26 protein-coding genes are annotated in these 24669 nt (G+C 72.1%); 16 read left to right on the top strand and 10 right to left on the bottom strand.

Annotation, left to right across the window (positions count from 1 at the left end; all coding sequences use genetic code 11):
* Nucleotides 1–49: 49 nt before the first annotated feature.
* Nucleotides 50–952, top strand: a complete 903-nt coding sequence (locus ACIBZJ_RS12295; RefSeq protein WP_395928553.1) for a hypothetical protein — start codon at nucleotides 50–52, stop codon at nucleotides 950–952.
* Between the two features lie 64 nt (nucleotides 953–1016).
* The gene (locus ACIBZJ_RS12290) at nucleotides 1017–2354 is read left to right on the top strand and encodes an ATP-binding protein (RefSeq protein WP_395928551.1); all 1338 of its coding nucleotides are present in this window, start codon (nucleotides 1017–1019) and stop codon (nucleotides 2352–2354) included.
* Here ACIBZJ_RS12290 and ACIBZJ_RS12285 read toward each other — a convergent pair.
* From ACIBZJ_RS12285 to ACIBZJ_RS12275, 3 genes are all read right to left on the bottom strand, one after another.
* Complete coding sequence (locus tag ACIBZJ_RS12285; RefSeq protein ID WP_395928548.1) at nucleotides 2347–2802, bottom strand: DUF309 domain-containing protein; 456 nt, start codon at nucleotides 2800–2802, stop codon at nucleotides 2347–2349. The two genes, ACIBZJ_RS12290 and ACIBZJ_RS12285, sit on opposite strands and share 8 nt — an antisense overlap.
* Nucleotides 2803–2934: 132 nt before the next feature.
* On the bottom strand, nucleotides 2935–3309 hold the full coding sequence (locus ACIBZJ_RS12280) for a YciI family protein (protein WP_395928546.1): 375 nt from the start codon (nucleotides 3307–3309) through the stop codon (nucleotides 2935–2937).
* A 142-nt stretch (nucleotides 3310–3451) separates the two neighbouring features.
* A complete protein-coding gene (locus ACIBZJ_RS12275; protein ID WP_395929099.1) occupies nucleotides 3452–4660 on the bottom strand; it encodes an aminotransferase class V-fold PLP-dependent enzyme in 1209 nt (402 codons plus the stop codon).
* A gap of 188 nt (nucleotides 4661–4848) precedes the next feature.
* On the opposite strand from ACIBZJ_RS12275, the gene ACIBZJ_RS12270 reads away from it, so the two are divergent.
* From ACIBZJ_RS12270 to ACIBZJ_RS12255, 4 genes are read left to right on the top strand one after another with little or no spacing between them, the layout of a single operon-like run.
* On the top strand, nucleotides 4849–6171 hold the full coding sequence (locus ACIBZJ_RS12270; RefSeq protein WP_395928544.1) for a cytochrome P450: 1323 nt from the start codon (nucleotides 4849–4851) through the stop codon (nucleotides 6169–6171).
* Nucleotides 6172–6180: 9 nt separating this feature from the next.
* Nucleotides 6181–6837 (top strand): TetR/AcrR family transcriptional regulator, encoded by a 657-nt coding sequence (locus ACIBZJ_RS12265; RefSeq protein WP_395928541.1) that lies wholly within the window; start codon nucleotides 6181–6183, stop codon nucleotides 6835–6837.
* A gap of 33 nt (nucleotides 6838–6870) precedes the next feature.
* A complete protein-coding gene (locus ACIBZJ_RS12260) occupies nucleotides 6871–7725 on the top strand; it encodes a sterol desaturase family protein (protein ID WP_395928539.1) in 855 nt (284 codons plus the stop codon).
* The gene (locus ACIBZJ_RS12255) at nucleotides 7710–8426 is read left to right on the top strand and encodes a FadR/GntR family transcriptional regulator (RefSeq protein ID WP_395928537.1); all 717 of its coding nucleotides are present in this window, start codon (nucleotides 7710–7712) and stop codon (nucleotides 8424–8426) included. The genes ACIBZJ_RS12260 and ACIBZJ_RS12255 overlap by 16 nt, the downstream gene beginning before the upstream one ends.
* Before the next feature lie 10 nt (nucleotides 8427–8436).
* Here ACIBZJ_RS12255 and ACIBZJ_RS12250 read toward each other — a convergent pair whose 3' ends face one another.
* Nucleotides 8437–8952 (bottom strand): nuclear transport factor 2 family protein, encoded by a 516-nt coding sequence (locus ACIBZJ_RS12250; RefSeq protein WP_395928535.1) that lies wholly within the window; start codon nucleotides 8950–8952, stop codon nucleotides 8437–8439.
* 154 nt (nucleotides 8953–9106) lie between these two features.
* Here ACIBZJ_RS12250 and ACIBZJ_RS12245 point away from each other — a divergent pair, with 154 nt between their 5' ends.
* On the top strand, nucleotides 9107–10309 hold the full coding sequence (locus tag ACIBZJ_RS12245) for a metallophosphoesterase (protein WP_395928533.1): 1203 nt from the start codon (nucleotides 9107–9109) through the stop codon (nucleotides 10307–10309).
* Here ACIBZJ_RS12245 and kstR read toward each other — a convergent pair.
* Nucleotides 10287–10943: a cholesterol catabolism transcriptional regulator KstR gene (gene kstR, locus ACIBZJ_RS12240; protein ID WP_395928531.1), complete on the bottom strand. Its 657-nt coding sequence runs from the start codon at nucleotides 10941–10943 to the stop codon at nucleotides 10287–10289. The two genes, ACIBZJ_RS12245 and kstR, sit on opposite strands and share 23 nt — an antisense overlap.
* 224 nt (nucleotides 10944–11167) lie before the next feature.
* On the opposite strand from kstR, the gene ACIBZJ_RS12235 reads away from it, so the two are divergent.
* The 5 genes from ACIBZJ_RS12235 to ACIBZJ_RS12215 are packed head-to-tail and all read left to right on the top strand — an operon-like array spanning nucleotide 11168 to nucleotide 15813.
* Entirely contained in the window at nucleotides 11168–12229 is a 1062-nt protein-coding gene (locus ACIBZJ_RS12235; RefSeq protein WP_395928529.1) for an acyl-CoA dehydrogenase family protein, read from the top strand.
* Complete coding sequence (locus ACIBZJ_RS12230; protein ID WP_395928527.1) at nucleotides 12214–13392, top strand: acyl-CoA dehydrogenase family protein; 1179 nt, start codon at nucleotides 12214–12216, stop codon at nucleotides 13390–13392. Before ACIBZJ_RS12235 ends, ACIBZJ_RS12230 begins: the two co-directional genes overlap by 16 nt.
* A complete protein-coding gene (locus ACIBZJ_RS12225) occupies nucleotides 13389–14291 on the top strand; it encodes a bifunctional MaoC family dehydratase N-terminal/OB-fold nucleic acid binding domain-containing protein (RefSeq protein ID WP_395928525.1) in 903 nt (300 codons plus the stop codon). Before ACIBZJ_RS12230 ends, ACIBZJ_RS12225 begins: the two co-directional genes overlap by 4 nt.
* Nucleotides 14288–14656: a MaoC/PaaZ C-terminal domain-containing protein gene (locus tag ACIBZJ_RS12220; RefSeq protein ID WP_395928523.1), complete on the top strand. Its 369-nt coding sequence runs from the start codon at nucleotides 14288–14290 to the stop codon at nucleotides 14654–14656. The genes ACIBZJ_RS12225 and ACIBZJ_RS12220 overlap by 4 nt, the downstream gene beginning before the upstream one ends.
* Nucleotides 14653–15813: a lipid-transfer protein gene (locus ACIBZJ_RS12215; protein ID WP_395928521.1), complete on the top strand. Its 1161-nt coding sequence runs from the start codon at nucleotides 14653–14655 to the stop codon at nucleotides 15811–15813. The genes ACIBZJ_RS12220 and ACIBZJ_RS12215 overlap by 4 nt, the downstream gene beginning before the upstream one ends.
* 5 nt (nucleotides 15814–15818) lie before the next feature.
* On the opposite strand, the gene ACIBZJ_RS12210 is transcribed toward ACIBZJ_RS12215, so the two are convergent.
* Together ACIBZJ_RS12210 and ACIBZJ_RS12205 are read right to left on the bottom strand one after the other, a co-directional pair.
* Nucleotides 15819–16541, bottom strand: coding sequence for an alpha/beta hydrolase (locus ACIBZJ_RS12210; RefSeq protein ID WP_395928519.1), 723 nt, complete (start codon nucleotides 16539–16541; stop codon nucleotides 15819–15821).
* Nucleotides 16542–16588: 47 nt separating this feature from the next.
* Nucleotides 16589–17461 carry an SAM-dependent methyltransferase gene (locus ACIBZJ_RS12205; RefSeq protein ID WP_395928517.1) on the bottom strand — a complete coding sequence of 291 codons (873 nt, stop codon included), beginning with the start codon at nucleotides 17459–17461 and terminating at the stop codon, nucleotides 16589–16591.
* Nucleotides 17462–17548: 87 nt separating this feature from the next.
* Between ACIBZJ_RS12205 and ACIBZJ_RS12200 the strand changes: the two genes are divergently transcribed.
* Nucleotides 17549–18166, top strand: a complete 618-nt coding sequence (locus ACIBZJ_RS12200) for a class I SAM-dependent methyltransferase (protein WP_395928515.1) — start codon at nucleotides 17549–17551, stop codon at nucleotides 18164–18166.
* On the opposite strand, the gene dmpG is transcribed toward ACIBZJ_RS12200, so the two are convergent.
* From dmpG to ACIBZJ_RS12185, 3 genes are read right to left on the bottom strand one after another with little or no spacing between them, the layout of a single operon-like run.
* Nucleotides 18115–19152, bottom strand: a complete 1038-nt coding sequence (gene dmpG, locus ACIBZJ_RS12195) for a 4-hydroxy-2-oxovalerate aldolase (protein WP_395928513.1) — start codon at nucleotides 19150–19152, stop codon at nucleotides 18115–18117. The genes ACIBZJ_RS12200 and dmpG overlap by 52 nt on opposite strands.
* Nucleotides 19149–20027: an acetaldehyde dehydrogenase (acetylating) gene (locus ACIBZJ_RS12190; protein ID WP_395928511.1), complete on the bottom strand. Its 879-nt coding sequence runs from the start codon at nucleotides 20025–20027 to the stop codon at nucleotides 19149–19151. The genes dmpG and ACIBZJ_RS12190 overlap by 4 nt, the downstream gene beginning before the upstream one ends.
* On the bottom strand, nucleotides 20024–20860 hold the full coding sequence (locus ACIBZJ_RS12185) for a 2-keto-4-pentenoate hydratase (protein WP_395928509.1): 837 nt from the start codon (nucleotides 20858–20860) through the stop codon (nucleotides 20024–20026). Before ACIBZJ_RS12185 ends, ACIBZJ_RS12190 begins: the two co-directional genes overlap by 4 nt.
* A gap of 109 nt (nucleotides 20861–20969) precedes the next feature.
* Between ACIBZJ_RS12185 and kstD the strand changes: the two genes are divergently transcribed.
* The 3 genes from kstD to ACIBZJ_RS12170 are packed head-to-tail and all read left to right on the top strand — an operon-like array spanning nucleotide 20970 to nucleotide 24628.
* A complete protein-coding gene (gene kstD / locus ACIBZJ_RS12180) occupies nucleotides 20970–22634 on the top strand; it encodes a 3-oxosteroid 1-dehydrogenase (RefSeq protein WP_395928507.1) in 1665 nt (554 codons plus the stop codon).
* A gap of 9 nt (nucleotides 22635–22643) precedes the next feature.
* Nucleotides 22644–23456 carry an SAM-dependent methyltransferase gene (locus ACIBZJ_RS12175; RefSeq protein ID WP_395928505.1) on the top strand — a complete coding sequence of 271 codons (813 nt, stop codon included), beginning with the start codon at nucleotides 22644–22646 and terminating at the stop codon, nucleotides 23454–23456.
* 44 nt (nucleotides 23457–23500) lie between these two features.
* Nucleotides 23501–24628 (top strand): low temperature requirement protein A, encoded by a 1128-nt coding sequence (locus ACIBZJ_RS12170; protein ID WP_395928503.1) that lies wholly within the window; start codon nucleotides 23501–23503, stop codon nucleotides 24626–24628.
* Nucleotides 24629–24669: the final 41 nt, after the last annotated feature.

Below are 24669 nucleotides of genomic sequence, written 5' to 3'. Positions count from 1 at the left end.
CCCCTAGAATTGGCGGACCTCTTCGTCGATCCCCGTGGGAGTCAAAACGATGGCCGCCCCGCCGCGCGGACCCCTCAACGTCCGAGGCGATGAGCCGGACCGGAGCATCTACGACGAGACGCCGAGATTCGGCCGGTCCGCGACCGTGTACGGCCGCACGGTCACCGACTACCGGCCGGACGAGGACGACAGCGACGACCTGTTCGGTTTCGCCGGAGTCAGCGACGTGCCGGCCGGGCGGCACTCGGCGGCCCAGGGGCGCCTGTCCGGAACGCTGACCGCCGCCGGGCTGCCGGTCGTCGCGCTCGGCATCGCGGTCGTCGCGCTGCTGATCGCCGGGATCGCGACGGTCACCGGGATCATCGCGGTGGGGCGGGCGACGACCGCGGCCGGCCAGGCCGAACGGGCGGCCAGCGCGGCCGCGTCCGACGCCCGGGGGCCGGCTCCGGCGGCCTCGGTGAAAGCCGCCGCACCCGTGCCCGTGCCCTCCTCGGCGCCCCCGAGCCCGTCGCCGACGTCGACCGATCCGGACCGGCTCGATCCGGGCGCGAACTACGAACTGGCCTACGCCGACCAGCTCGTCCGGGTGCAGCCGAGCACGTGCGAGGGCACCGACGTCGACCTCGACCAGCCCCGGGTGCAACCGGCGTCCGGTGCCGACGCGTCCTACCGGAACTGCGCGGACGGCCTGCACCTGGACTTCGACGACGCGTCCCGGTTCGCGGTGACCGGCAACCGTGACCCGTCGGCGCGGGACTGCGTCGAGGCGGTGCGCGCCGACCCCGGTGTCGGGTGGGTGTCGCCGGTGCCGGGCACGACCGTCTGCGTGCTGACGTCACGGATGGCGGCGGAGTCGGCGCAGCTCTCGACGAAGCTCGTGCGGATGAACGTGGAGAGCGTCGAGGCCGACGGGACGCTGCTCGCCGAGCTCACCGCGTGGGTGGTTCCGTAAGGATCCGCCCGGCCCTGCCGATCGGGCGGGTGTGATGAATCGAACGTCGGCAACTGCTCAGAGCGTGATCGACCGGTCGGGGGTGGAGCTGCTGGTCGAAGTCGGGACGCTGCTGTCCGCTCCGACGGTCACGGCGCTCGACACCGGGCTCGACCTGTCGGTGGTCGCGGTCACGGCGTTCGTCGGAGGGCGGCGGGGCGAGCTGGTGATCCGGCCCACCGACCGGCCCGGCCCGACCGACCCGTTCCCGCTATCGCGCACCGAGGAGGAGCCGAGCCTGGCCGACGCTCCCGGCCTCATGCCCGGATTGCCCCCGGTGCCCGAGCCGGGCGGGCGCGCGGCCACAGTTCCGCCGGCGCTGCGTCCGCAGGCCGGTCCGGCGCCGCTGCCGGACCTGCCCGCCGGCGCGCCCGGCATCGGCGCCGCTCCGGGATTGAGCGACAACCAGTGGCAGCGCCTGGACGAGGGGCGGCCGGTCGTCGACGACACCAGCCTGGGCGGCCCGGCCGTGCTGTTCCCGGTGTCGTCGGCGGGCCTGGTGATCGGCGCGCTCCGGATCGGCGGCCTGGTCAACGAGCGCGCGGTGGCCGACACCCTCACCGGCAGCGAGCGGGGTGAGGTGGTCAGCGGCGCCGGTGCGCTGCTGGGCGCCGCGATAGCCCGCCGGGCCGCGCTACTCGACGCCCCGGCGGACACCACCTTCCTGGCCCGGATGAGCCACGAGCTCCGGACCCCGCTGAACGCGATCCTGGGCTTCGGCCAGCTCCTCGAGCCCGCCGACCTGAGCCCCGAGGAGGCCGAGAACCTCACCCGGATCGCGCGCGCCGGACGGCACATGCTGGCGCTGATCAACGACGCGCTCGACGTCGCCGCGGTCGACTCCGGCGGCCTGACGCTCTCGCTCGAGGACTTCGACGTCGAACCGGTCATCGGGGAGTGCCTCGACCTGCTCGGCCCCGCCGCCGAAGCCGCCGGCCTCGCGATCGAGCGCCCCGGTCGCGAAGGCCCGGGCCTGCGCGTGCGCGCCGACCGTCAGCGACTCCGCCAGGTCCTGCTGAACCTGCTCTCGAACGCGGTCAAGTACAACCACCCCGGCGGCCGGATCCGCGTCGAGGTCCACCCGGTCGACGGGCAGGGCAACCGCGTCGAGTCCGCCGACCACCGGCACGTCCAGATCGCGATCGCCGACTCCGGCCGCGGTATCGCCGCCGACCGTCTCGCCGACGCGTTCGCCCCGTTCGAGCGTCTGGGCGCCGAACGGACCGGCATCGAGGGCACCGGCCTCGGATTGTCACTGGTCAAGAGCCTGACCACGGCCATGGGTGGATGCGTGGCGGTGACCAGCTCCGAGGGCGTCGGGAGCACGTTCACCGTCGACCTGCCGAACGGGAGCCTCAGCTGACGGTCAGGTGTGGGGGAGTGGCAGCGGCCGGCGCGTCGCCGTGGGCCTCGTACCAGTTGATCAGGCCGCGGATGTCGACGCCGTGCGGTGGGAGATCGGTGTAGGGAGCGAGACGGCCGATCCCCCGGGCGAGCAGCCGGGCCGAGCCGGCGGCGTTACCCCGCTGGGCGTGGGTGATCCCGACGCAGATCTGCGCCAGCCCCTGCCAGAGCTCCCGCTCCGGCTCCGGAGCGGCCTTCCAGGCCGCCTCCAGCACCTCGTGGGCCGAGAACGCACGCCCACCGTCGAGTAGTCGCTGGGCCTCCGCGAGCGCCTGCACCGGCGGCAGGGGCTTCTCGTCGATCGGATCTACGCCGCCCGGCGAACCGTGGGGCAGCGGCCGGCCCAGCGCGTCACGCGGACGAGCCTGGCGCGGGCGTCCGTCCGGGTCGCGATCACGGCTACTCATGAATCCAGTGTCCCGCGGTCGCGCCGGATCCGGTGCGGCGCGCTCGAGGCGGGGACGTCACTCACGTCTGGCGGGAGAGGGGTCCGCCGCACGCGCTCTGGGACCGAGATCGTGCGGCGGACATCCGGAATGTCAGGCTTCGGTGTCGGCCGGCTTCTCGACCGCGGGCGAGGCCGGCTGGGTGGGGACGTGGGCCAGGCCCGACATGACCGACGCGGAGTCGGACCGGACCTTCTCGTAGCCCTCGGCCACGCGGGTCGGGTCGAACTCGATCACGGTGTAGTCGGCCAGGCACTTCTCCGCGTAGGGGTCGAGCGAGAGGCGCCGGTTCAGCTCCTCGCGGTCGACACCCTGAGCGAGGATCACACCACCGTGGCGCGGGACCCGCGGACCGGAGGCGACGAACACCCCATCGGTGAACTGGCTCTCGAGCCAGGCCATGTGGCCGTCGAGTTCGGCGTCCACTTCGGAAATATCGGCGACGTACGTCAATGTCACAACGAACATCCGCGCACTTTATCGGCACGGTGCCAACGAGTTGCCAGGTTCCCGGCAAACGGCTGGTGATATGTCCGTGATCAGCATGAATGCTGGTCCCGGATCCGAGCTGCCCCGGTCCGAGCTGCGGGGTGCGGCCCGCCGCTCGGACTTATCGGGTGAGCTCCCGGATGCCGAGCAGCAGGCGTTCCACGTGCTCCTCGGTGGAGCCGAGGCCCACGCTGGCGCGGACGGCGCTCAGGCCGAGATCCGCACCGACCCGGGCGGACGCGTCTTCCAGCAGCCGCCGCGAGAGCGGGTGCGCGCAGAACAACCCGTCCCGCACGCCGATGCCGTGCCGCGTCGCCAGGTGCGCCGACACCTCCGACGCCGGCACCCCCGCCACCGCGAAGCTCACGATGCCGACCCGATCGTGCCCGGCCGGGAACGTCCGCAGTTCCCCGACGCCCGGCAGCGCCTCCAGCCCCTCCCGGAGCCGCCGCACGAGCTTCTCCTCCTCAGCCGCGAGCCCGGGCCGGTCGGCCGTGCTCAGCGCGTCGCACACCGCCGCCATCGACACCGCGCCGACCAGGTTCGGCGTCCCGGCCTCGTGCCGCGCCGGGCCGCTGTTCCAGTCGACCGCGAACGACACCCGCTCGTCGGACGCGTGCGCGGCCACGAACGCGGTCGCACCGCCGCCGACCAGGTACGGGTCGGCCGCGTCGAGCCAGTCGGCCCGTCCGGCGAGGATGCCGGCCCCGAACGGCGCGTACAGCTTGTGCCCGGACAGCGCCAGGTAGTCGACGTCCGAGCCGGAGAGCGAAACCGGCCGATGCGGCGCGAGCTGGGCAGCGTCCACCGCGATACGCGCGCCGTGACGGTGGGCCACCTCGGTGAGCTCGGCGATCGGCCAGACCTCGCCGGTCACGTTCGACGCGCCGGTCACCGTCACCAGGATCTGGCCGCGGAGCCGCGTCAGTGCGGCGTCAAGACCGTCGACGGCCTCGCCCGCGGTCCGCGGGACCGGCAGCGAGATCGCGGCGGAACCCCACGGCAGCAGGTTGGCGTGGTGCTCGCCGGCCCAGCCCACCACGGTCGTACCGGCCGGAAGGGCCCGGGCCAGCAGGTTCAGCGCGTCGGTGGTGTTGCGGGTGAAGACGACGTAGTCGTCGGCGCGGGCACCGACGAAGTCGCCGATCGTCTGACGCGCACGCTCGTAGGCCAGCGTGCTGCGCTGCGAGGCGGCCCCGGCGCCGCGGTGCACGCTCGCGTACCAGGGCAGCGCCTCGTTGACCGCGGCCGCGGCGGCACCCAGGCAGGGCGCGGTGGCGGCGTAGTCGAGGTTGATGTGGTCGGTCGTGGTGCCGTCGGGCAGCGTCACGGTGAGGTCGCTGCCGAGGACGGTGAGGTCGGCGGTGCCCGGGGGGCGTGTGGGGTCGGTCACCAACGCCACGTTAGGCCGTTCCGGCCCGCGAAGGGGACCGCCGATCAGCCCTCGTCCGTTGACAGTCGGGTTAACGATACGTACAACGTACGTAAGGCGTACGCAGTACGTAGCGAGGAGCCCAGATGACGCTGACCAGCGAACCGTCGGTGATCCGCCGCCCCGGGCGCATCCAGACCGAACTGCTGGCCGCGGGTGCGTGGTCGGCCCGGCACGGCATCGCCCGGGTCGCGATGGGCCGGGCCCGCCGCCGCGGAGACCTGCAGGCGATCGTGTTCTCCGACCCGGCGGCGCGGGAGGACCCCTACCCGCTCTACCGGCGGATCCGTGAGCGCGGCCCGGTGGTGCGGGGCGAGTTCATGGCCTGCACCGCCTCGCACGCGATCGCCGACGGCGCGCTGCGCAGCGACGCGTTCGGTGTCGCGGCCGACGCGAGCGCGTTACCGCCGCTGGCGCGATGGCTGCTCTCGCGCCCGGGCCGGACGGTGGGACCGGTGACGCCGCCGTCGCTGCTGGCGGTGAACGCGCCCGACCACACCCGCTACCGCAGGCTCGTCGCGAAGGTCTTCACCGCCCGGGCGATGGAGGCGCTCCGCGGCCGGGTCGCTTCGCTCGCCGACGAGCTGCTCGACCGGGCCGCCCGCCGGGGCGAGATCGACCTGGTGAGCGACTACGCGACGCTGTTGCCGGTGACGGTCATCGCCGAGATCCTCGGCGTTCCGGCCGACATGCGCGCGCAGTTCGTCGCCTGGGGCGCTCAGGCCGCGCCGGTCCTCGACATCGGGCTCTCCTATCCGGAGTTCCGCCGGGTCGACCGCGCGATCCGGCAGCTGAACGGCTGGATGTCGGGCCACTTCGAGCGGCTGCGCCGCGATCCGGGCGACGATCTGCTGAGCCGGCTGGTCGCGCAAGATCTGGACGAGAACGAGCTGCTCGCGATCGCCGGCCTGCTGCTCGCGGCGGGCTTCGAGACGACCGTGAACCTGATCGGGAACGGCGTGTCGCTGCAGCTCGCGCATCCGGCCGAGCTCGAGGTGCTGCGGGCCGACGGCGGCTGGGCCAACGCGGTGGACGAGATCCTGCGCTACGAGTCGCCGGTGCAGAACACCGCCCGGCGGGCGCTGCGCGACACGTCGGTGGAAGGGGTGCCCGTGCGTGCGGGCACGTTCCTGGCGATCCTGCTCGGGGGCGCGAACCGCGACCCCGAGGTGTTCGACGACCCCGAGCGGTTCGACGTGCGCCGGCACAACGCGCGCGAGCACCTCGCGTTCTCGAGTGGCGTCCACTACTGCCTGGGCGCGTCGCTGGCCCGGATCGAGGGGGAGGAGGCGCTGCGCCGCCTGTTCGAGCGCTACCCCGACCTGGCCGCGGCCGGGCGTCCGCGGCGGCGCCCGACCCGGACGCTGCGCGGCTTCGATCGGTTCCCGGTGCGTCTGGGGCGACCGTAGGGTCTGACCATGGTTCGGAAACCTCCTGAGCCGGTGATGCGTCCGGTGCTCTCCCGCACGCGGATCGTGCACGCCGCGGTGGACCTGCTCGAGCGGCACGGCCCCGAGGCGCTCTCGATGCGTGCGGTGGCGGCCGAGCTCGGCGTCGCGGTGATGTCGCTGTACAACCACGTCCCGAACAAGGCCTCGCTGATGGAGGGCGTCGCCGAGTACGTGGTGGCCGGTCTCGACGAGGTGCCGGCCGGCTCCGGTGACTGGCGGGAGGAGACGCGCGCGCTGGTCCGGGCGTTCCGGGCCGCGGCGCACGAGTACCCGCACGCGATGCGGGTGGTGCTGAGCCACTCGATCGACAGCACGGCGGCGTCGCGGCTGGCCGAGAGGTCGCTGGCGCTGGCGGCACGGGCCGGGTTCCGCGGTGCGGTCGCGGTCCGGATCGTGCACGCGCTGATGGCGTACGCGGTGGGGTCCCAGATGCAGGCGCTCTGGCTCGGCCAGCTGATCGACCGGGTGTCGGAGGGGCACGCGATCGTGGTCGATCCGGAGGCGTTCCCGCACGTCGTGGCGTCGGCGGCGACGCTGCTGGCGCACGATCCGGAGGCGGATTTCGAGTTCGGGCTCGAGCTGTTCATCGGCGCGATCGACGGATTGCCGCGCTCGACTGGTTGAACCAGTGGACCAGATGGCGTTACGGTCGGGGACATGCTGGAGTACGTCCTCGTCTTCGCCGTGCCGGTCTTCGTGCTGTTCGTGGCGCTCGAGATCGCGTCGTACCGATTCCTGAGTGATGCGTCCGAACTGGGCTACACGGCCTGGGACACGGCCACCAGCCTCTCGATGGGGCTCGGTTTCCTGGTCGTGGAGGCGTTCTGGAAGTTCGTGACCCTGGCGGCACTGGCCGGGGTCTACGCGCTCTCGCCGCTGCGGTTGCCCGCCGACGCGGTCTGGGTGTGGGTGCTGCTCTTCTTCGCGGACGACTTCGCGTACTACTGGTACCACCGCACGCACCACGAGATCCGGATCCTCTGGGCGTCGCACGTCGTGCACCACTCGAGCGAGCGCTACAACCTGTCGACCGCTCTGCGTCAGCCCTGGACGCCGTTCACCGCGTTGCCGTTCTGGCTGCCGCTCGCCGCGATCGGCATTCCTCCGTGGATGATCTTCTTCCAGCAGTCGGTCAACCTGATCTACCAGTTCTTCCTGCACACCGAGCGGGTCGATCGCATGCCGCGCTGGTTCGAGGCGGTGATGAACACCCCGTCGCACCATCGCGTGCACCACGGCACCCAGGCGATGTACCTGGACCGGAACTACGGCGGCATCCTGATCCTGTGGGACCGGTTGTTCCGCACGTTCGAACCGGAAGGCGTGCGGGTCGTCTACGGGCTGACCAAGAACGTCGGGACGTACAACCCGGTGAAGGTCGCGTTCGGCGAGTACGCGGCGATCGGCCGGGCGGTCCGGGCGGCGACGTGCTGGCGGCATCGTCTCGGGCACCTGCTCCGCGGACCGGGATGGGCGCCGCCCGTAGAGTCGGCGGTGTGGCAGACCCGGTGAGTTTCGGTCCGATCGCCCGCAGCGGCGTGTCGGACGCGGTCTACCGGCAGTTGCGCGACGCGATCCTGACCGGCGCGATCGGGGCCGGCGAGGCGCTGCCGGGTGAGCGGGCGCTCGCCGAGCAGTTCGGGGTGGCGCGGCACGGGCTGCGCGAGGCGATCCGGCGGCTGCAGCAGGCGCGGCTGGTCGAGGTGAGCCACGGCGGCGCGACCCGGGTGCTGGACTGGCGGGTGTCGGCCGGGCTCGAGGTGCTGAGCGAGTTGGCGTCGGCGTCGCTGGTGGCGGGCGGCGCGATCCTGCGGTCGGCGCTGGAGATGCGGCTGGCGATCGGAGTGGACGCGGCGCGGCTGGCGGCGGTGCGCGCGTCCGCGACGGCAGCGGCCGAGATCGAGGCGTTCGTCGCCGGGTCGGCGGGGGTGGCGGATCCGGTGGAGCAGGCGGAGCGGTACGAACGGTTCTGGCGGCTGATCATCGTCGCCGGCGACAACCTCGCCTACCAGCTCGCGTACAACAGCCTGGTCGTCGCGATGAACGCGAACGTCGAGGTGACCGGCCCGCTGAGCGCCCCCGAGGCCGCGGATCTCCGGTCGCAGCGGTCGTTGGCGGCCGCGATCGCGTCCGGAGACGCCGAGGCCGCCGCGTCCGCGGCCCGGGGCCTCACGTCCGTGATGCTCGGCGGTCTGAGCGCCACCGTCGACTGAAGACGGCGGGCTACCGGGCCCGGTTCGGGTCGGCCAGGGGCACCAGGCGCTTCTCGCCGATCCGGGTGAAGAAGACCAGCGGGGCCGTGGCGGCGCGGATCACCCGGGCCAGGCCGGGGCGGCCCTGGCGGCGGACCAGGAGGGGGCCGATGTCGCTCATCACGGCCGTCAGCGCGGGCAACGGCCGCCCGAACAGCGTGACCTCGGTGATGCGTCCCTCGGCGTCGAACCGCAGGAGCTGCGCCTCCTCGAACGACTCCGGCCCGCACCGCCCGGTCATCACCAGCGCGCGGGTCGATTCGTCCCCCACCTCGGTGTGGAAGCGGACGTCCGAGAAGATCTGGAACGCGGCGACGAGCATCTCGCGGACCTGGTCCCGGCCGCGGAACGTGAACGCCGCGGTCAGCGGCGAGATCACCTCGACGTCCTCGGCCAGGCAGGCGGTCGCGGCCTCGATGTCGCCGTTCTCGCCGGCGGCGCGCCACGCGGCGGCCGTGGTCGCGGTGGGTGTAGGAGCGAGGGTCATGGCTGCCTCCGCGGGCCGTCGGTTGCTCCACGGTAGCGGAAGCGTCTACAGCGTGTCGACGACTCAGGAGTGGGGAATCTCCGCCGATGGCGGGGAGTTGCGAGCTTATGATCGACGTTAATCGGACGTCCGTTCAATTCGAGTGAGGGTACGCGTGGCCGACACCGACACTGCCGAGGGAATCGCCGAGGCCGCGCCCGCTCCGTCCCCCGAGCGCGGCCGGCGCCCGGGCGTGTTCGTGGCCATCCTGATCCTGATCACGCTGCTGTTGTTCGGCGTGCCCTGGTGGACCCTGCTCGGACCCTCGAACGACTGGCCGCCGGCCGTCGTCGCGGTCGGCACGGTCCTGATCCTCGCCGCCGCGATCGCGCTGCCGGTCGCGATGCTCACCGGCCACGGCCGCCACAGCGACCGGGCCGCCCGCCTCGGCGACACGCTGCTCGGCGTCGTCTGGGTGCTGTTCGTCTGGTCGGTCCTCGGCAACGTGCTGGGGCTCGCGCTCGCACTGGGCGGCGTGGACGACCCCGACCGGTCGCGGATCGTCGCGGTCGCCGTCGTGGTCGTCGGTGCCGCGCTGCTGATCTGGGGCAACTACGAGGCGATGCGGGTGCCGCGGGTGCGGTCGCTGGACGTGGTGCTGCCGCGCTTGGGTGCCGGCCTGGACGGCACCCGGGTCGTGCTCATCGCCGACACCCACTACGGCCCGATCGACCGGGCCCCGTGGTCGCGCAAGGTCGCCGCGGTGATCAACGACCTGGACGCGGACGTGATCGCCCACGCCGGCGACATTGCCGACGGAACGCCCGACCAGCGCGAGGAGCAGGCCGCGCCGCTGGGGACGCTCGACGCGCGGCTGGCCAAGGTCTACGTGACCGGCAACCACGAGTACTTCAACGAGGCCCAGGGCTGGCTCGACCGGATGACCGACCTGGGCTGGAACTCGCTGCACAACCGGCACGTCGTCGTCGAGCGCGGCGGCGACCGTCTGGTGGTCGCCGGAGTGGACGACGTCACCGCGAAGGGGTCGGGGCTGCCGGGGCACCGGACCGACCTGCCGGGAGCACTCGAGGGCGCCGATCCGGAGCTGCCGGTGCTGCTGCTGGCCCACCAGCCGAAGTTCGTGAAGCACGCGGCCGAGGCCGGGATCGACCTGGTCGTGTCGGGACACACGCACGGCGGCCAGATGTGGCCGTTCAACTTCCTCGTGCGGCTCGACCAGCCCGTGGTGCGGGGCTTGTCGGCGCACGGGGAGCGGACGCAGCTCTACACCAGCGGGGGCACCGGCTTCTGGGGTCCGCCGTTCCGGGTCTTCGCCCCGAGCGAGATCACCGTGCTCACCTTGCGGGCTCGTCGCTGACGTTGTCCAAGAGGAGATGGACGGTGAGCTCCAGCCGGGAGGCCACGTCGCTCACCGACGCGCGCCGGGTGACCCAGGCGACCAGGTTCGACAACCAGACGTCGCCGATCACCCGGGCGATCGCGCGGTCTTGAGCGTTCGGCTCGGCGTGCATCGCCCGGCCGAACATGTCTTCCATCAGGCGTCCGACCGTGTCGACCTCGGCCGCCACGCTGGCGTCCGCGAACATGAACGCGCGGGTCATCGCCTCGGTGAGCTGCGGGTACCGCTGCAGTTTGCGGGTCACCCGGCCGAGGACGAAGAGCACGCGCTCGCCCGGGGTGTCTCCGGGGATCTCCATCCGGTCGAGCTTCTCCAGGGACTGCTCGAATTCCCGGGCCAGCCCGGTGACCAGCAGGTGGTTCTTCGAGGGGAAGTAGCGGTAGAGCGTGCCGAGCGCGACGTCGGCGTTCTCGGCGACCGCGCGCATCTGCACCGCGTCGTAGCCACCCTTGGTGGCGAGCGCGATCGTGGCGTCGAGCATCCGCTTGCGCCGGTCGCGCTGGGCCGCGGAGCCCAGGTCGTCTTCCGTGAGGGCATTCAGCGTGTTCAGCACGCCCTGGCCGCCGCCGCGGGCGCGAGACGGGCTCGCCATTGGGTCTACCCCCTGGGAAAGGTCTGTCAGTGCTCATCAGAGTACCCCGGGTGCGGAGTCACACGTTCTAGTGCCGACGTGAGTTGACGCGGACGTAACGGACGATCGACGACTGCTAACGGTACAGAAACGATCACAGGTCACGCGCGAGAAGGCCGTGGCCTGATAGAACGTGTTCTAGTATCGACACGGCGGCCGGAGCGAGGCCGATCTGGGAGGCCAGTGTGGATTTCACTCTCGATCCGTCACTGCAGGAGGCGGCCGACCTCGCCGCGCTGGTGATCGGCCGGGCGCGGGCCCCCGAACTCTGGACCGCGCTGGTCGACGCCGGCCTCGTGGAGATCGCGCTCCCGGCCGACGTCCAGGGTGACGACCTGGGTCCGGCCGGGGCGGCCGTGGTGCTGACCGAACTGGGCCGCGCCGCCGCTGTCACCCCGACGCTCGCGACGCTGATGCTGGGCGCGTTACCGCTGGTGAGGGCCGGTACGCCGGCGAAAGAGCTGCTGAGTCGGGTAGTGGACGAGCACGCGGTGCTCACCGGCGCGCTGCACGAGCCGTCGGTGGCCTTCCCGGCCACGCCGCGGGTGACCGCCGAGCCGGGCCCGGACGGCTTCACCGTCGACGGGGTGAAGGTCGGCGTCCCCGACGCCGAGGCGGCCGAGCGCATCCTGGTTCCGGTGACCCGCAGGCCGGGCGGGCCGGGGTTGCTCGCGGTCGACCCGCGCACGCCCGGCGTCTCGATTCTGCGGACGCCCGGCGCCGGGCCGCTCGCGCCGTACCGGGTGTCGTTCGACCAGGTGTCCGTGCCGGCGTCCGCACTGGTCGGCGACGCGGCGGCGGTGAACGACCTGTACCGGCTGGCAGCGGCAGGCGCGGCCAGCTACGCCGACGGGCTGCTGGCGGGTGCGCTCGCGCTGACCGTCACGCACGTCGGGTCGCGCGAACAGTTCGGGCGGCCGCTGGCCACGTTCCAGGCCGTGGCCCAGGAGATCGCCGACGTGTACCTGGCGTCGCGGACGCTGCACCTGCTGGCCACGTCCGCGATCTGGCGGCTGCAGACCGGGGCCGACCCGGGGACGGACGCCGAGGTCGCGGCATTCTGGGTGGCCAGTTCGCTGCCCGAGGCGATCGGAGTGTGCCACCACCTGCACGGCGGCCTCGGCCTCGACCGCGACTACCCGCTGCACCGGTACTCGGCCGCCGCGAGCGACCTGGCGCGGCTGGTCGGCGGGCCCGAGAACACGCTCGACCGGTTGGGAGCGAGGTACGTATGTTCATCGACCTGACCGACTCGCAGCGGGCGCTGCGCGACGAGCTCCGGGCCTATTTCGCCGGGGTGCTCCCGGCCGCCGACCGGGAGGCGATGCTCGTCGACCGGCACGGCCCCGAGTACCGGGCGCTGGTGCGGCGTCTCGGCGCCGACGGGTGGCTGGGGCTGGGCTGGCCGGTCGGGTACGGCGGGCGCGGCCTGGGGCCGGTCGAGCAGCAACTGTTCGTCAACGAGGCGGCGCGAGCCGACGTCCAGCTGCCGTCAGTGACGCTGGAGACCGTCGGCCCGACGCTGCAGAAGTACGGGACTTCGCTGCAGAAGGAGCGGTTCCTTCCGGCGATCCTGCGCGGGGAGGTGCATTTCGCGATCGGCTACACCGAGCCCGAGGCCGGTACCGACCTCGCCTCGCTGCGGACGCGAGCCGTGCTCGACGGCGACACGTATGTGGTCAACGGGCAGAAGATCTTCACGACCGGCGGTCACGACGCCGATTTCGTCTGGCTGGCCTGCCGCACCGATCCGGACGTGCCGAAGCACCGCGGCATTTCGATCCTGATCGTCGACACCACGGATCCCGGGTACTCGTGGACGCCGATCGTCACGTCGGACGGCGCCCACCACGTCAACGCCACGTACTACCGCGACGTCCGGGTGCCGGTGGCGATGCGGGTCGGCGAGGAGAACCGGGGCTGGCGTCTGATCACGACCCAGCTCAACCACGAGCGGGTGATGCTCGGTCCGGCGGGTCGCCTCGGCGGACTGCTGGACCGGGTCCGTTCGTGGGCCGCCGACCGGGCCGATCCTTCCGGGACGCCGTTGCTCTCGCTCCCGGACGTGCGGCGCTCGCTGGCGCGGGCACATGCGTTCCAGCGGGCCAACGAGCTGCTGAACTGGCAGGTGGCCGCCTCCGCCGGTCGCGAACTCGGCCCGGCCGAGATCGCGGACGCCTCGGCTACCAAGGTGTTCGGTTCGCAGGCGGCCCAATGGATGGGGCCGCTGCTCGAGGACGTCGTGTCGCGGCACGGCGACCCGGCCGATCCGGACACGGCGGCGCTGCTGCGCTGGCTCGACGTCCAGCGCAAACGGAACACGGTCCTGACGTTCGGCGGCGGGGTGGACGAGATCCAGCGCGAGCTGATCGCCACCGCGGGCCTCGGACTGGAAAGGGTTCCCCGATGACCGACGTTCTCGCGGCCGCCGAGGAGATCCGCGCCCGCGGTGAGAGCGAGCCGTTCGTCGCCCGCGACCCGGTGAACATCCCGACGATGAACGCCTGGCTCGACGCGCTGGGCGACGAGAACCCGGTCTACCGGGATGCCGGAGCGGCCCGGGCCGCCGGGCACCCGGACCGCGTCGTGCCCCCGGCGATGATCCAGGTCTGGACGATGCCGGGGCTCGGCCGCGTGCGCGACGCCGACGACCCGCTCTGGCTGATGATCACGACGCTCACCGACGCCGGGTACCCGTCGATCGTCGCGACCGACTGCGACCAGACGTACCACCGGTACCTCCGGCCGGGCGAGCTCGTGACCGTGCGGTCCCGGCTCGGGGAAGTGACCGGTCCGAAGCGGACGGCGCTCGGCGAGGGCTGGTTCGTGACCACCCACAACACCTGGTACGTCGACGACGAGCCGGTGGCCGAGATGGCGTGGCGCGTCCTGAAGTTCCGGCCGGAGCCGAAGCCGACGGGCGTCATCCGGCCGGTGATCAGCCGCGACACGGCGTTCTTCTGGGAGGGCGCGGCCGCGCGCGAGTTGCGCGTGCAGAAGTGCGGGGCGTGCGGGGTGCTGAGGCATCCGCCCGGACCGTTCTGTATCGCCTGCGGCTCGGACGACGTCGGGTTCGTGATCGCCTCGGGGCGGGGGACCGTCTTCAGCTACGTCGTCCACCACCACCCGCCGGTACCCGGGCGGACCGCTCCGTACGTGGTGGCGCTCGTCGAGTTGGAGGAGGGCGTCCGGATCCTCGGTGAGGTGACGGACGTGGACCCGGAGGTGGTGCGCATCGGCACGCCGGTCTCCGTGACTTGGCAACAGATCGACGACTCGCTGACGCTGCCCGCCTGGAGGGTGCGATGACGGACCTGCCGGAGTTGAGTATCGACGTCACGCCGACGTTCGTCGTGAGCACCGCGATCGCCACCCGCGATTTCCAGGAGGTGCACCACGACCGCGACCTGGCGGTGGCCCGCGGCTCGCAGGACATCTTCGTCAACATCCTGACGACGACCGGGCTGGTCCAGCGGTACGTCACCGACTGGGCGGGCCCGGCGGCGCGGGTGGGCCGGGTGAAGATCCGGCTCGGCGTCCCCTGCTACGCCCACGACCGGCTGACGTTCTCGGGGTCGGTGTCGTCGGTGGACGGATCAACCGTGACGGTGGCGGTGGTCGGCCGGGTGAGCCGGGGCGACCACGTCCGGGGAACCGTGGAGGTGACGATATGAGTTCCGCCGCGCTGGTCGGTATCGGCGCCACCGACTTCTCGAAGGACTCCGGGCGCAGCGAACTGAAGCTCGCCGTCCAAGCCGTCCGGGCCGCGCTCGACGACGCCGGGCTCACCGCCGCCGACGTCGACGGGCTGGTGACGTTCACGCAGGACAACAACACCGAGGTCGCGGTCGCCCGGGAGCTGGGCATCCCCGAGCTGACGTTCTTCAGCCGCATCCACTACGGCGGCGGCGCGGCCTGCGCGACCGTTCAGCAGGCCGCGATGGCGGTGGCGACCGGGGCGGCGTCAGTCGTGGTTTGCTACCGGGCCTTCAACGAGCGGTCCGGTCACCGGTTCGGCCAGGTCCAGCCGGGCCTGGCGATCGCGCCGACGTCGTCAGGGGTGGACGCGGGGTGGTCGTACCCGTTCGGGCTCGCCACACCGGCCGGCTGGGTGGCGATGTTCGCGCAGCGCTACCTGCACACGTACGGGGCCTCGACCGAAGACCTCGGCCGGGTCGCGGTGACGATGCGCGCGCACGCCGCGACGAACCCGGCGGCCTGGTTCTACCAGCGGCCGATCACGCTGGAGGAGCACCAGGCCTCGCGCTGGATCTGCGACCCGCTGCGGTTGTTCGACTGCTGCCAGGAAAGCGACGGCGGCGTGGCGCTGGTGGTGACGTCGGCATCACGGGCGCGGGATCTCCGGCAGGCGCCGGTGGCGATCCAGGGCGCCGCGCAGGGGAGCGGCACCGACGAGTACCTGATGACGAGCTACTACCGCGACGATCTCACCGGCCTGCCGGAACTCGGCGTGGTGGGGCGTCAGCTCTGGGCGCAAGCCGGCCTGACTCCGTCGGACGTGGACGTGGCGGTCTTGTACGACCACTTCACGCCGTTCGTGCTGATGCAGCTGGAGGAGCTCGGCTTCTGCGGCCGGGGCGAGGCACCGGAGTTCGTCGCTTCGGGGGCGCTGGGGCTGGGCGGATCGCTGCCGACCAACCCGCACGGCGGCCAGCTCGGTGAGGCGTACATCCACGGCATGAACGGAATCGCCGAGGCGGTACGTCAGCTCCGCGGAAGCGCCGTCAACCAGGTCCCGGGCGCCGAGTGCGTGCTGGTGACGGCCGGAACCGGAGTTCCGACCAGCGGTCTGATCCTCACCCACCCGTAGCCGCCTCAGGCCTCGCCGGTCACCAGCGCGGTCACCTCCGCCACCGCCCGGTGGACGGCCGCGCGGGATTCGTCGGTGTCGTCCAGCACGTCGAAGCTGTGGTGCCCGTTCGGGACGTCGACGATCTGCAGGGCCGGGCCGGCCGCCTCCACGAACGCGGCGACTCCCTCGGCGACCACCGGCTGCTCCAGCCCGGCCCGCGTCAGCACGATCGGCAGTGAGCCGGCCGAGGTCACGGCGTCCACCGGCGCGAACGCGGGATCCACCGGCCATCCCGGGGGCGCCGCCAGCACCGGGTACGTCAACGCCACGCACCGCAGCCACGACGGCGGCTTCCGGAGCCACTCGGCCGAGATCAGGCCACCACCGGAGAAGAACCAGAGCGCGATCCGGTCCGCGTCCACCCGCGGATCGGCGCGCACCGTGTCGACCGCCGCGGCGACGTCGGCGGCCGCGCCCGGATAGCGCGTCGGATCGGTGAGGCCGTGCTCGGCCACTACCCCGACCAGCCCCTGCGCGGCGACCAGCGAGCCGTACCCCTGGAAGAGCGGCCAGTCGCGCGGCCGTGGCGTCACCGAGAGCGGCAGCGGCCCGCCGTGCACGAACACGACCGCGGGGCGCTGGCCGTCGGAGGATTCCGGGTGGTAGAAGTCCAGAGTGCCCAGGCGCGCAGCCTGCGCCACCGCGGTCTTCACGACGAACGGTTTCAGATGATCCGGCGTTGTCACCCCGCCGACGGTACGCAGAAGCCCGCCGCCGGAACACGCATTTTTACTCAGTCACGGCGGAACACGTACACCGCCGAATCGAGCTCCGGCGGCAGTACCAGCCCGCTCAACGCCGGGTCGAGAACCCACGAAAAGCCCCGCTGTTTCCGGTACGCTGCCCAGTCGCCCGCGGCGTGCTCGTGTTTGCTGCTGATCACGACGTACAGCTGCACGCTCTCAGTGGTGAACACCGCTCGCTCGAACGGGTTCCCGGCCGGCGGCCACGAGCACAGCACCACCGAAGGCTGGTACCGCCGCAACGCCCGGGCCGCGTCCAGCCGCTCGACCGAATCCCCGAACGAGACCTGCGACCAGCTGTGGTCGTCGGTGGCGGTCACCGGTACACCCGCCGAACGCAACAGTCGCGAGAGCGTCCCGTCCCCGGCGGCGATCTCCAGGCACGGCCGTCCGTCGATCAGGTCCGCGAGCCCGGAGATCAGCTCGCGCGAGTAGAAGCAGTAGATGCCCTTCTTCTGCACCAGCGGCATCAGCAGCCGCTTCTGCCACACCAGCGGCCACACCAGCCGGAACAGCGGGAGCGACACCGGCTTCCGCGTGAGCCCCGAGGAGAACAGCAGCTTCTGCGCCACCCACCCGTTGAGCAGGTTGAACCGCACCCGGCCCGACGTCACCCCGGTGGCCGCCGACATGGCGAGCTGACGCAAGAGGCCCACCGCCATCTGCCGCCGTACCTCGAGCCGCGCGTCCCGGGACCGACGGCGTAGCGCCGCCGCGTACGAGGTCAGTTCGCCGTCGGCGGCGGCCTCACCCACCTCCCGCGCGACCGCCTCCCACTCGGACGGGTATTCCGCGCGCAACTCGTCCAGGGAGGGCAGTCCCGCCAGCCAGGCCTGGACGTCCGCCGGAGCTCGATACACCACCGTGGCCCCATCGGCATCCGACGAACGGACCTGAGACTGTCCGGCCCCCGATTGCCGCCGGAGCCGATCGGCGTCATCGTGGTACACGTGCCAGCGTTCGCTCGTGATCCCGGGACCGCGGCGTACTACGACCAACGCGCCGCGGAATACGACGAATGGTACGAGAGTCTCGGTCGATTCTCGGCCCGGAGCCGCCCGGGCTGGGCCGACGAGGTCGACGACCTGTGCCGGTTCGTGCACGCGCTGCCGCCGGTGCGGACGCTCGACGTCGGCTGCGGCAGCGGGTTCCTCACCCGGCACCTGCAGGGTTACGTCGTCGCGCTCGACCAGAGCCCCTCGATGGTGAGCCTGGCCCAGCGGCGCCTTCCGAACGGCGTAGCCATGCGCGGCGACGCGCTCGACCTGCCGTTCGCCGACCGGAGCTTCGACCGGGTCTTCACCGGCCACTTCTACGGTCACCTACCGCCCGGAGAGCGCACCACGTTCCTGGCCGAGGCCCGCCGGGTCGCGAACGAACTCGTCGTCGTCGACACCGCGCTCCAGGACGGCCACCCGAACGAACAGCAGCAGGAGCGCATCCTCAACGACGGCTCCCGCCACCACGTCTTCAAGCGGTTCCTCACCGCCGACCAGCTGGCCGACGAGATCGGCGGTCAGCCCGTGCTCACCGGAGACTGGTTCGTCGCCGCGGTCTGCTCCCGCTGAATTTCCAGCGCGATGTCGATCAGCTGGTCTTCCTGGCCGCCGACGAGTTTGCGGGCTCCGGCCCGCACCAGGATCTCCGCGCCGGACACGCCGTACCGCTCGGCCTGCCGGAACGCGTGCTTCAGGAAGCTCGAGTACACCCCGGCGTACCCCATGATCAGCGCCATCCGGTCGAGCTTGCACTCCTCCGGCATCGTCGGCAGCACCACGTCTTCGGCGGCGTCGACGATCTTGAAGAAGTTGATGCCGGTCTCGATGCCGAGCTTGTCGCACACCCCGACGAAGGCCTCGACCGGCGTGTTGCCCGCCCCGGCCCCGAACCGCCGGGTCGAGCCGTCGATCTGCGCCGCCCCCGCCCGCACCGCCAGCACCGAGTTCGCCACGCCCAGCCCGAGGTTCTCGTGCCCGTGGAAGCCCACGGTCGCCGCGTTCCCCAGCTCCGAAACCAGAGCGGAAACCCGGTCGCCGACCTGGTCCAGCACCAACGCGCCTGCCGAGTCCACGACGTAGACGCACTGGCAACCGGCATCAGCCATGATCCGGGCCTGCTTGGCCAGCGCCTCCGGCGGCCGGGAGTGCGCCATCATCAGGAACCCGACGGTCTCCAGCCCCAGCTCGCGGGCGAGCCCGAAGTGCTGGATCGAGACGTCGGCCTCGGTGCAGTGGGTCGCGACCCGGCAGATCGAGGCGCCGTTGTCAGCCGCCGCCCGGATGTCGTCCTTCACACCGACGCCCGGCAGCATCAGGAACGCGATCTTCGCCCGCTTCGCCGTCGCCACGGCCGTCGAGATCAGCTCCTGCTCGGGCGTGTGGCTGAACCCGTAGGTGAACGACGAGCCGCCCAGCCCGTCGCCGTGCGTCACCTCGATCACCGGTACTCCGGCGTCGTCCAGCGCCGCCACGACCGCAGCCACTTCGGACGACGTGAACTGGTGCCGTTTCGCGTGCGAGCCGTCCCGCAGCGACGTGTCCGTGATCCGGATCATGCCGGCACCTCCCGAGCAGCCAGCTCAGCGCCGACCCGGGCGGCCGCCGCGGTCATGATGTCGAGGTTCCCGGCGTACGGCGGCAGGAAGTCGCCCGCGCCCTCCACCTCGATGAACACGCTCACCCGGGTCTGCCCGTCGACCTCGTCGAACTGCACGTCGTTCAAGAGCCGATACCCGGGCACGTAGGCAGCGACATCCGCCACCATCGCGGTCACCGACGCGGCGATCGCGTCGGTGTCCGACGACGAGGGCACCGCGCAGAAGATCGTGTCGCGCATGATCATCGGTGGCTCGGCCGGGTTGAGCACGATGATCGCCTTGCCGCGCTCGGCTCCGCCGATCGTCTCCAGCCCGCGGCTGGTCACCCGGGTGAACTCGTCGATGTTGGCCCGCGTGCCGGGCCCGGCCGAGCGCGACGCGACCGTCGCGACGATCTCGGCGTAGTGCACGGTCGCCGCCCGCGAGACCGCGGCCACGATCGGAATCGTCGCCTGCCCCCCGCAGGTGATCAGGTTGACGTTCGTCGCGCCCAGCTCGTCGCCCAGGTTGACCGGGGGGATCACCTGCGGACCGACGGCCGCCGGCGTGAGGTCGATCGCGACGATGCCGGCCTGGGCGTACCGCGGTGCGTTCGCCCGGTGCACGGAGGCCGACGTCGCTTCGAAAACCAGATCCGGACGCTCGTCCTGGGCCAGCAGCCAGTCGACGCCACCCGCGCTGACCTCGAGCCCGGCGTCGGCCGCGCGCTTGAGCCCCTCGCTGTCCGGGTCGATGCCGATCATCCAGCGCGGCTCGATGTTCTCGGCGCGCAGGAGTTTGTACATGAGATCGGTTCCGATGTTCCCGGACCCGACGATGGCGGCGGTGCTCACGACTCACCTCGCTGAGTGGGTAGGCGACCGGCGGCGCTCAGCCGCGTAGCGTCCGAAGGAGGATCGAAGGTGAGGTGGACCGCACCGAGCGGGCCGAACTCGGCACGGAACGTGTCGCCGGGGCGGGCGTCGACCGCACGCGTGCAGGAACCGGGCAGCACCACGTGACCGGCGCGCAGCCGGACGCCGAACCGCGCCACGGTGCGGGCCAGCCAGGCGACCGCGACCAGCGGGTTGCCGAGCACGGCGGCCGACGTCCCGGCGCCGACCTGGTCGTGGTTGCGGTGCAGCACCACCGGCAGCGTGGTGAGGTCGACGCGGCGGGGGTCGAGACGGGTCTTTCCGAGGACGAACCCGGCCGAGGACGCATTGTCGGCGATCGTGTCGGGCAGGGCGATCTTCCAGTCGACGATGCGGCTGTCGATCAGCTCGAGTGCGGGCGCGATCGCCTCGGTGGAGGCCAGGGCCTGCGCTTCGGTGCAGTCTTCGGGCAGGTCGTCGCCGAGGATGAAGCCGACCTCGGGCTCGACCCGGGGGAGCAGGTAGCGGCCGGCGTCGACCGGCTGGCCCTCCGTGCAGCGCATGTCCGCGAGCAGGTGGCCGTAGTCGGGCTCGTCGACGCCCATCATCTGCTGCATCGCCTCGGACGAGAGGCCGACCTTGTGGCCGACGACCGGGGCTTCCCGGCGCTCGATGTTGAACAGCTGGATGCGGTACGCGTCGTGGACGTCGATACCGGGGTACGTGCTGATCAGCGGTGGGATGGCCACCCGGTCGCGCTCGGCGTCGCGCAGCGCGTCGGCGGCCGCCGCGAGGTGTTCGGCGTCGAGCACCGGTTTTCCTTCCCGTGACCTAGAACGCGTTCTTTTTCGGGCCTGGCTCTCACCATAGCGGTGCGGTCGGTCCAAACTATAACGTGTTGCAGAAATGGGAGGAGCGTCGATGTCGGAGAGCTACGACCTGGTCGTCGTCGGTGCCGGTGGGGCCGGGATGGCCGCGGCGCTGACCGCCGCGTCGGCCGGCCTGCGCGCGATCGTGGTGGAGAAGGCGCCGCACTTCGGCGGGTCGACCGCCCGGTCGGGCGGAGGCGTCTGGATCCCGAACAACCACGTGCTGGCCCGGGACGGCGTCGAGGACTCCCCCGAGGCCGCACGCGCCTACCTGGACCACATCGTCGGCGTGGCCTCCCGGCCGGACGACGAGGACTTCGCCTCGCTGCGCGAGGCCTACCTGCGGCACGGCCCGGACATGCTCGCGCTCGTGGAACGCGAGACCCCGCTCCGGCTGGGGTGGGTCCGCGGCTACTCCGACTACTACCCGGAAGCACCGGGCGGACGTCCGGCCGGACGGTCGATCGAGCCCAAGCCGCTGCCGTCCTCGGTGCTGGGCGGGTTGCGGGCGGGGCTGGAGCCGCCGTACCTGTCCGCGAAATCGGGGCTGGCGATCACCCAGGCGGAGTTCCGCTGGCTGAACCTGGTGCTGCGGCACCCGCGGGGGCTGACGACCGCCGGACGGGTGGGCGCCCGGGCCTGGGCGAGCCGGTTGCGGCGGCGCGAACTGCTGACGATGGGCCAGGCCCTGGCCGCCGGGCTGCGTGCCGGTCTGGCCGTTCGTGACGTGCCGGTCTGGCTGTCGACGCCGCTGACCGAGCTGGTCGTGGACGGCGGACGGGTCACCGGCGTGCGGGTGGCGGTACGCGGGGCCGAGCCGGAGGTGCTGTTGGCGTCGCGAGGCGTCCTGCTGACCTCCGGCGGGTTCGAGCGCGACGACGCGATGCGCAAGCGGTACCAGAAGGAACCGATTGGCACCGAGTGGACGGTGGGCGCGGAAGCGAACACCGGCGACGGGATCCGGGTCGCGCAGGACCTGGGCGCGGACGTCCGGCTGATGGACGACGCCTGGTGGGGCCCGTCGGTGCCGCTACCGCGCGGGCCGTACTTCCTGCTGGCCGAGCGGACGCTGCCGGGATGCCTGCTGGTCGACCTCGACGGCCGCCGGTTCGTGAACGAGGCCGCGCCGTACGTGGACGCGGTCCACGCGATGTACGAGGCGCGGGAGCCGAAGGTGCCGTCCTGGCTGGTGTTCGACCAGCGGTATCGCGACCGTTACCTGTTCGCCGCGCGCGGGCCGCGGCAGCCGTTGCCGTCCTCGTGGTACCGGGCCGGGGTCGCGGCGAAGTCGTCGACGCTGGCCGGGCTGGCGGAGAAGATCGGCGTGCCGGCGTCCGCGCTGGACGCGACCGTGGAACGGTTCAACGGGTTCGCGGTCTCGGGGAAGGACCTGGACTTCGGGCGCGGTGACTCGGCCTACGACCGGTACTACGGGGATCCGCGGGTGCGCCCGAACCCGTGCCTGGCGACGCTGTCGAAGGCGCCCTTCCACGCGGTGAAGATCGTCCCGGGTGACCTGGGGACGAAGGGCGGGCTGGTCACCGACGCGCGGGCGCGGGTGATGCGGGCCGACGGCTCGGTGATCCCGGGGCTGTACGCGGCCGGCAACTCCAGCGCGCTGGTGATGGGCCGGACGTACGCCGGCCCGGGCGCGACGCTGGGCCCGGCGATGACGTTCGGGTACCTCGCTGCTCTGGATGCCGCCGGTGCCCTATAAAAAGGCGCTGTGACTTCCGAGGACCAGGGGCCGGCAGGGATCGACACGTCGGTGGCGCATCCGGCGCGGCGGTACGACTACTGGCTCGGCGGGACCGTGAACTTCGCGGCCGACCGGGCGTCGGGTGACGCGATCGCGGCGGCGTTCCCACGGACGCGGACGGCCGCGGTGGAGAACCGGAAGTTCCTGCGGCGGGCCGTGTCGTGGCTGCACGCGGCCGGGATCCGGCAGTTCCTCGACGTCGGCACCGGGATTCCGGGTGCCGGGAACGTGCACGAGGTCGCGCCGGACTCCGCCGTCGTCTACGTCGACAACGATCCGATCGTGCTCCGGTACGCGTCGCCGCTGATGACGCGGCGGACGACGTACCTCGAGGGAGACCTGCGGTCGCCGTCGTCGATCCTGTCGCGGGCGCCGCTGGACTTCGACCGGCCGGTCGGGCTGCTGCTGCTGTCGGTGCTGCACTTCGTGGAGGACCGTGATTCGCCGTACGCGCACGTGGCGGAACTCGTCGACGCGCTGGCGCCGGGGAGTTACCTCGCCCTGACGCACGGGACCGTCGACCACCAGACGCCGGCGGAACTGGAGGCGATGGCGCCGATCATGGCGTCGACGCCGGGGCAGTTCCGGTCGCACGCGGAGGTGTCGCGGTTCTTCGACGGGTTGTCGCTGGTGCCGCCGGGGCTGGTGTCGATCTCGGACTGGCAGCCGTCCGAGCCGTCCGAGCCGGCGGGGTCGTCTGAGCCGGCGGGGCCGCCTGAGGCGCTACGGCCGACGCCGGCCGAGGTGGCGATGTGGGGCGGGATCGGAGCCAAGCCGTGACCGCTCGCTGCGGGCCGGTGGTTCGTACGCCCTAGGGTCTGCGTGTGCCGGAGAAACGTGTCAGCTGGGCGGAACTGTTCTTCGATCTGGTCTTCATCTACGCGGTGACGCGGATCTCGTTGCTGCTCGGCGTCGACCACACCGCGCTCGGGCTGCTCCAGGCGCTGGTCGCGTTCGTGCCGGTGTACTGGCTCTGGGTGGGCGCGGCGATCCAGACCAACCATCGGGACGTGACCCGGCCGCTCATGCGGCTCGCGCTGTTCGCAGTGGCGCTGGTCGCACTGTTCATGGCGCTGGCGCTGCCGGAGGTGTTCGCCTCCTCGTCCGAGCGCGCGCTGCTGTTCGCCGGTGCCTACTGGGTGGGGCGGCTCGTGCTGGCCGCCGTGTCGTTCAGCGGGCCGGAGCATCCGATCGTCAGCCCGTACCTCGTCAGCCTGGTGGTGACCGCGCCGCTGCTCGTGGTGGGTGCGGTCCTGCCGCCGGACGGCCGCACGGCGCTGTGGGCCGTGGCCGCAGTGGCCGACCTGGCCGCGCCGCGGCTGCTGCGCTCCCGGCTGGCCTCCAACCACTTCGTCGCGGCTCACCTGGCCGAGCGGTTCGGGCTGTTCGTGCTCATCGCGCTCGGCGAGTCCGTGGTCGTGATCGGCGAGTCCGCCGAGGAGCACCGGCTCGACCTCGCCACCGGTGCGGCCGTGGCCGGGGCGTTCGTGCTGGCCTGCGCCTTGTGGTGGGTGTACTTCCACTTCGCCGCGGACGCCGTGCGGCACGCGCTGGCGACCGCGGAGGCGCAGCTCGACATCGCCCGGACCGTGCTCTCGTACGGGCACCTCTCGTTCATCGCGGCGATCATCCTGGTAGCGGTGGGTCTGCACGAGGCGGTCGCGCATCCCACCGAAGAGCTGAGCCCCGGGTATGCGTACCTGCTCGGCGGCGGGGTGGCCCTGTACCTGCTCTCGTTCGGGTACACCCGCTGGCGGATGTTCCGGCTGCTCTCCACGACCCGGGTGACCGCGGGCGTGGTGGCGCTGGCCGCGACGCCGGTGTTGCCGCTGATACCGGCGCTGGCAGGCCTGGCGCTGCTGGCGGTGGTGGTGATCGTGTTGAACGTGTACGAGTGGCTCAGCAACGACCGGATCGGCTGGCGCTTCCGTCTGGGTCGCCGGGCGTCCTGACCTTCCCAGGAGAAGCCGGGAATCCAGCTGCGCCGGCCGGG

The organism is Cryptosporangium sp. NPDC051539, assembly GCF_044454545.1.
Classification (GTDB): Bacteria; Actinomycetota; Actinomycetes; order Mycobacteriales; family Cryptosporangiaceae; genus Cryptosporangium.
The sequence above is the reverse complement of the archived record's forward strand: the minus strand, read 5'-3'. Positions and strand labels throughout refer to the sequence as shown.

Bases quoted from the DNA above. Each gene is read 5' to 3' on its own strand.
- ACIBZJ_RS12215 (WP_395928521.1), top strand. From the start codon at position 14,653: ATGAGTTCCGCCGCGCTGGTCGGTATCGGCGCCACCGACTTCTCGAAG.
- ACIBZJ_RS12220 (WP_395928523.1), top strand. From the start codon at position 14,288: ATGACGGACCTGCCGGAGTTGAGTATCGACGTCACGCCGACGTTCGTC.
- ACIBZJ_RS12280 (WP_395928546.1), bottom strand. From the start codon at position 3,309: ATGTTCGTTGTGACATTGACGTACGTCGCCGATATTTCCGAAGTGGAC.
- kstD (WP_395928507.1), top strand. From the start codon at position 20,970: ATGTCGGAGAGCTACGACCTGGTCGTCGTCGGTGCCGGTGGGGCCGGG.
- ACIBZJ_RS12225 (WP_395928525.1), top strand. From the start codon at position 13,389: ATGACCGACGTTCTCGCGGCCGCCGAGGAGATCCGCGCCCGCGGTGAG.
- dmpG (WP_395928513.1), bottom strand. From the start codon at position 19,152: ATGATCCGGATCACGGACACGTCGCTGCGGGACGGCTCGCACGCGAAA.
- ACIBZJ_RS12250 (WP_395928535.1), bottom strand. From the start codon at position 8,952: ATGACCCTCGCTCCTACACCCACCGCGACCACGGCCGCCGCGTGGCGC.
- ACIBZJ_RS12260 (WP_395928539.1), top strand. From the start codon at position 6,871: ATGCTGGAGTACGTCCTCGTCTTCGCCGTGCCGGTCTTCGTGCTGTTC.
- ACIBZJ_RS12295 (WP_395928553.1), top strand. From the start codon at position 50: ATGGCCGCCCCGCCGCGCGGACCCCTCAACGTCCGAGGCGATGAGCCG.
- kstR (WP_395928531.1), bottom strand. From the start codon at position 10,943: ATGGCGAGCCCGTCTCGCGCCCGCGGCGGCGGCCAGGGCGTGCTGAAC.
- ACIBZJ_RS12230 (WP_395928527.1), top strand. From the start codon at position 12,214: ATGTTCATCGACCTGACCGACTCGCAGCGGGCGCTGCGCGACGAGCTC.
- ACIBZJ_RS12265 (WP_395928541.1), top strand. From the start codon at position 6,181: ATGGTTCGGAAACCTCCTGAGCCGGTGATGCGTCCGGTGCTCTCCCGC.
- ACIBZJ_RS12270 (WP_395928544.1), top strand. From the start codon at position 4,849: ATGACGCTGACCAGCGAACCGTCGGTGATCCGCCGCCCCGGGCGCATC.
- ACIBZJ_RS12285 (WP_395928548.1), bottom strand. From the start codon at position 2,802: ATGAGTAGCCGTGATCGCGACCCGGACGGACGCCCGCGCCAGGCTCGT.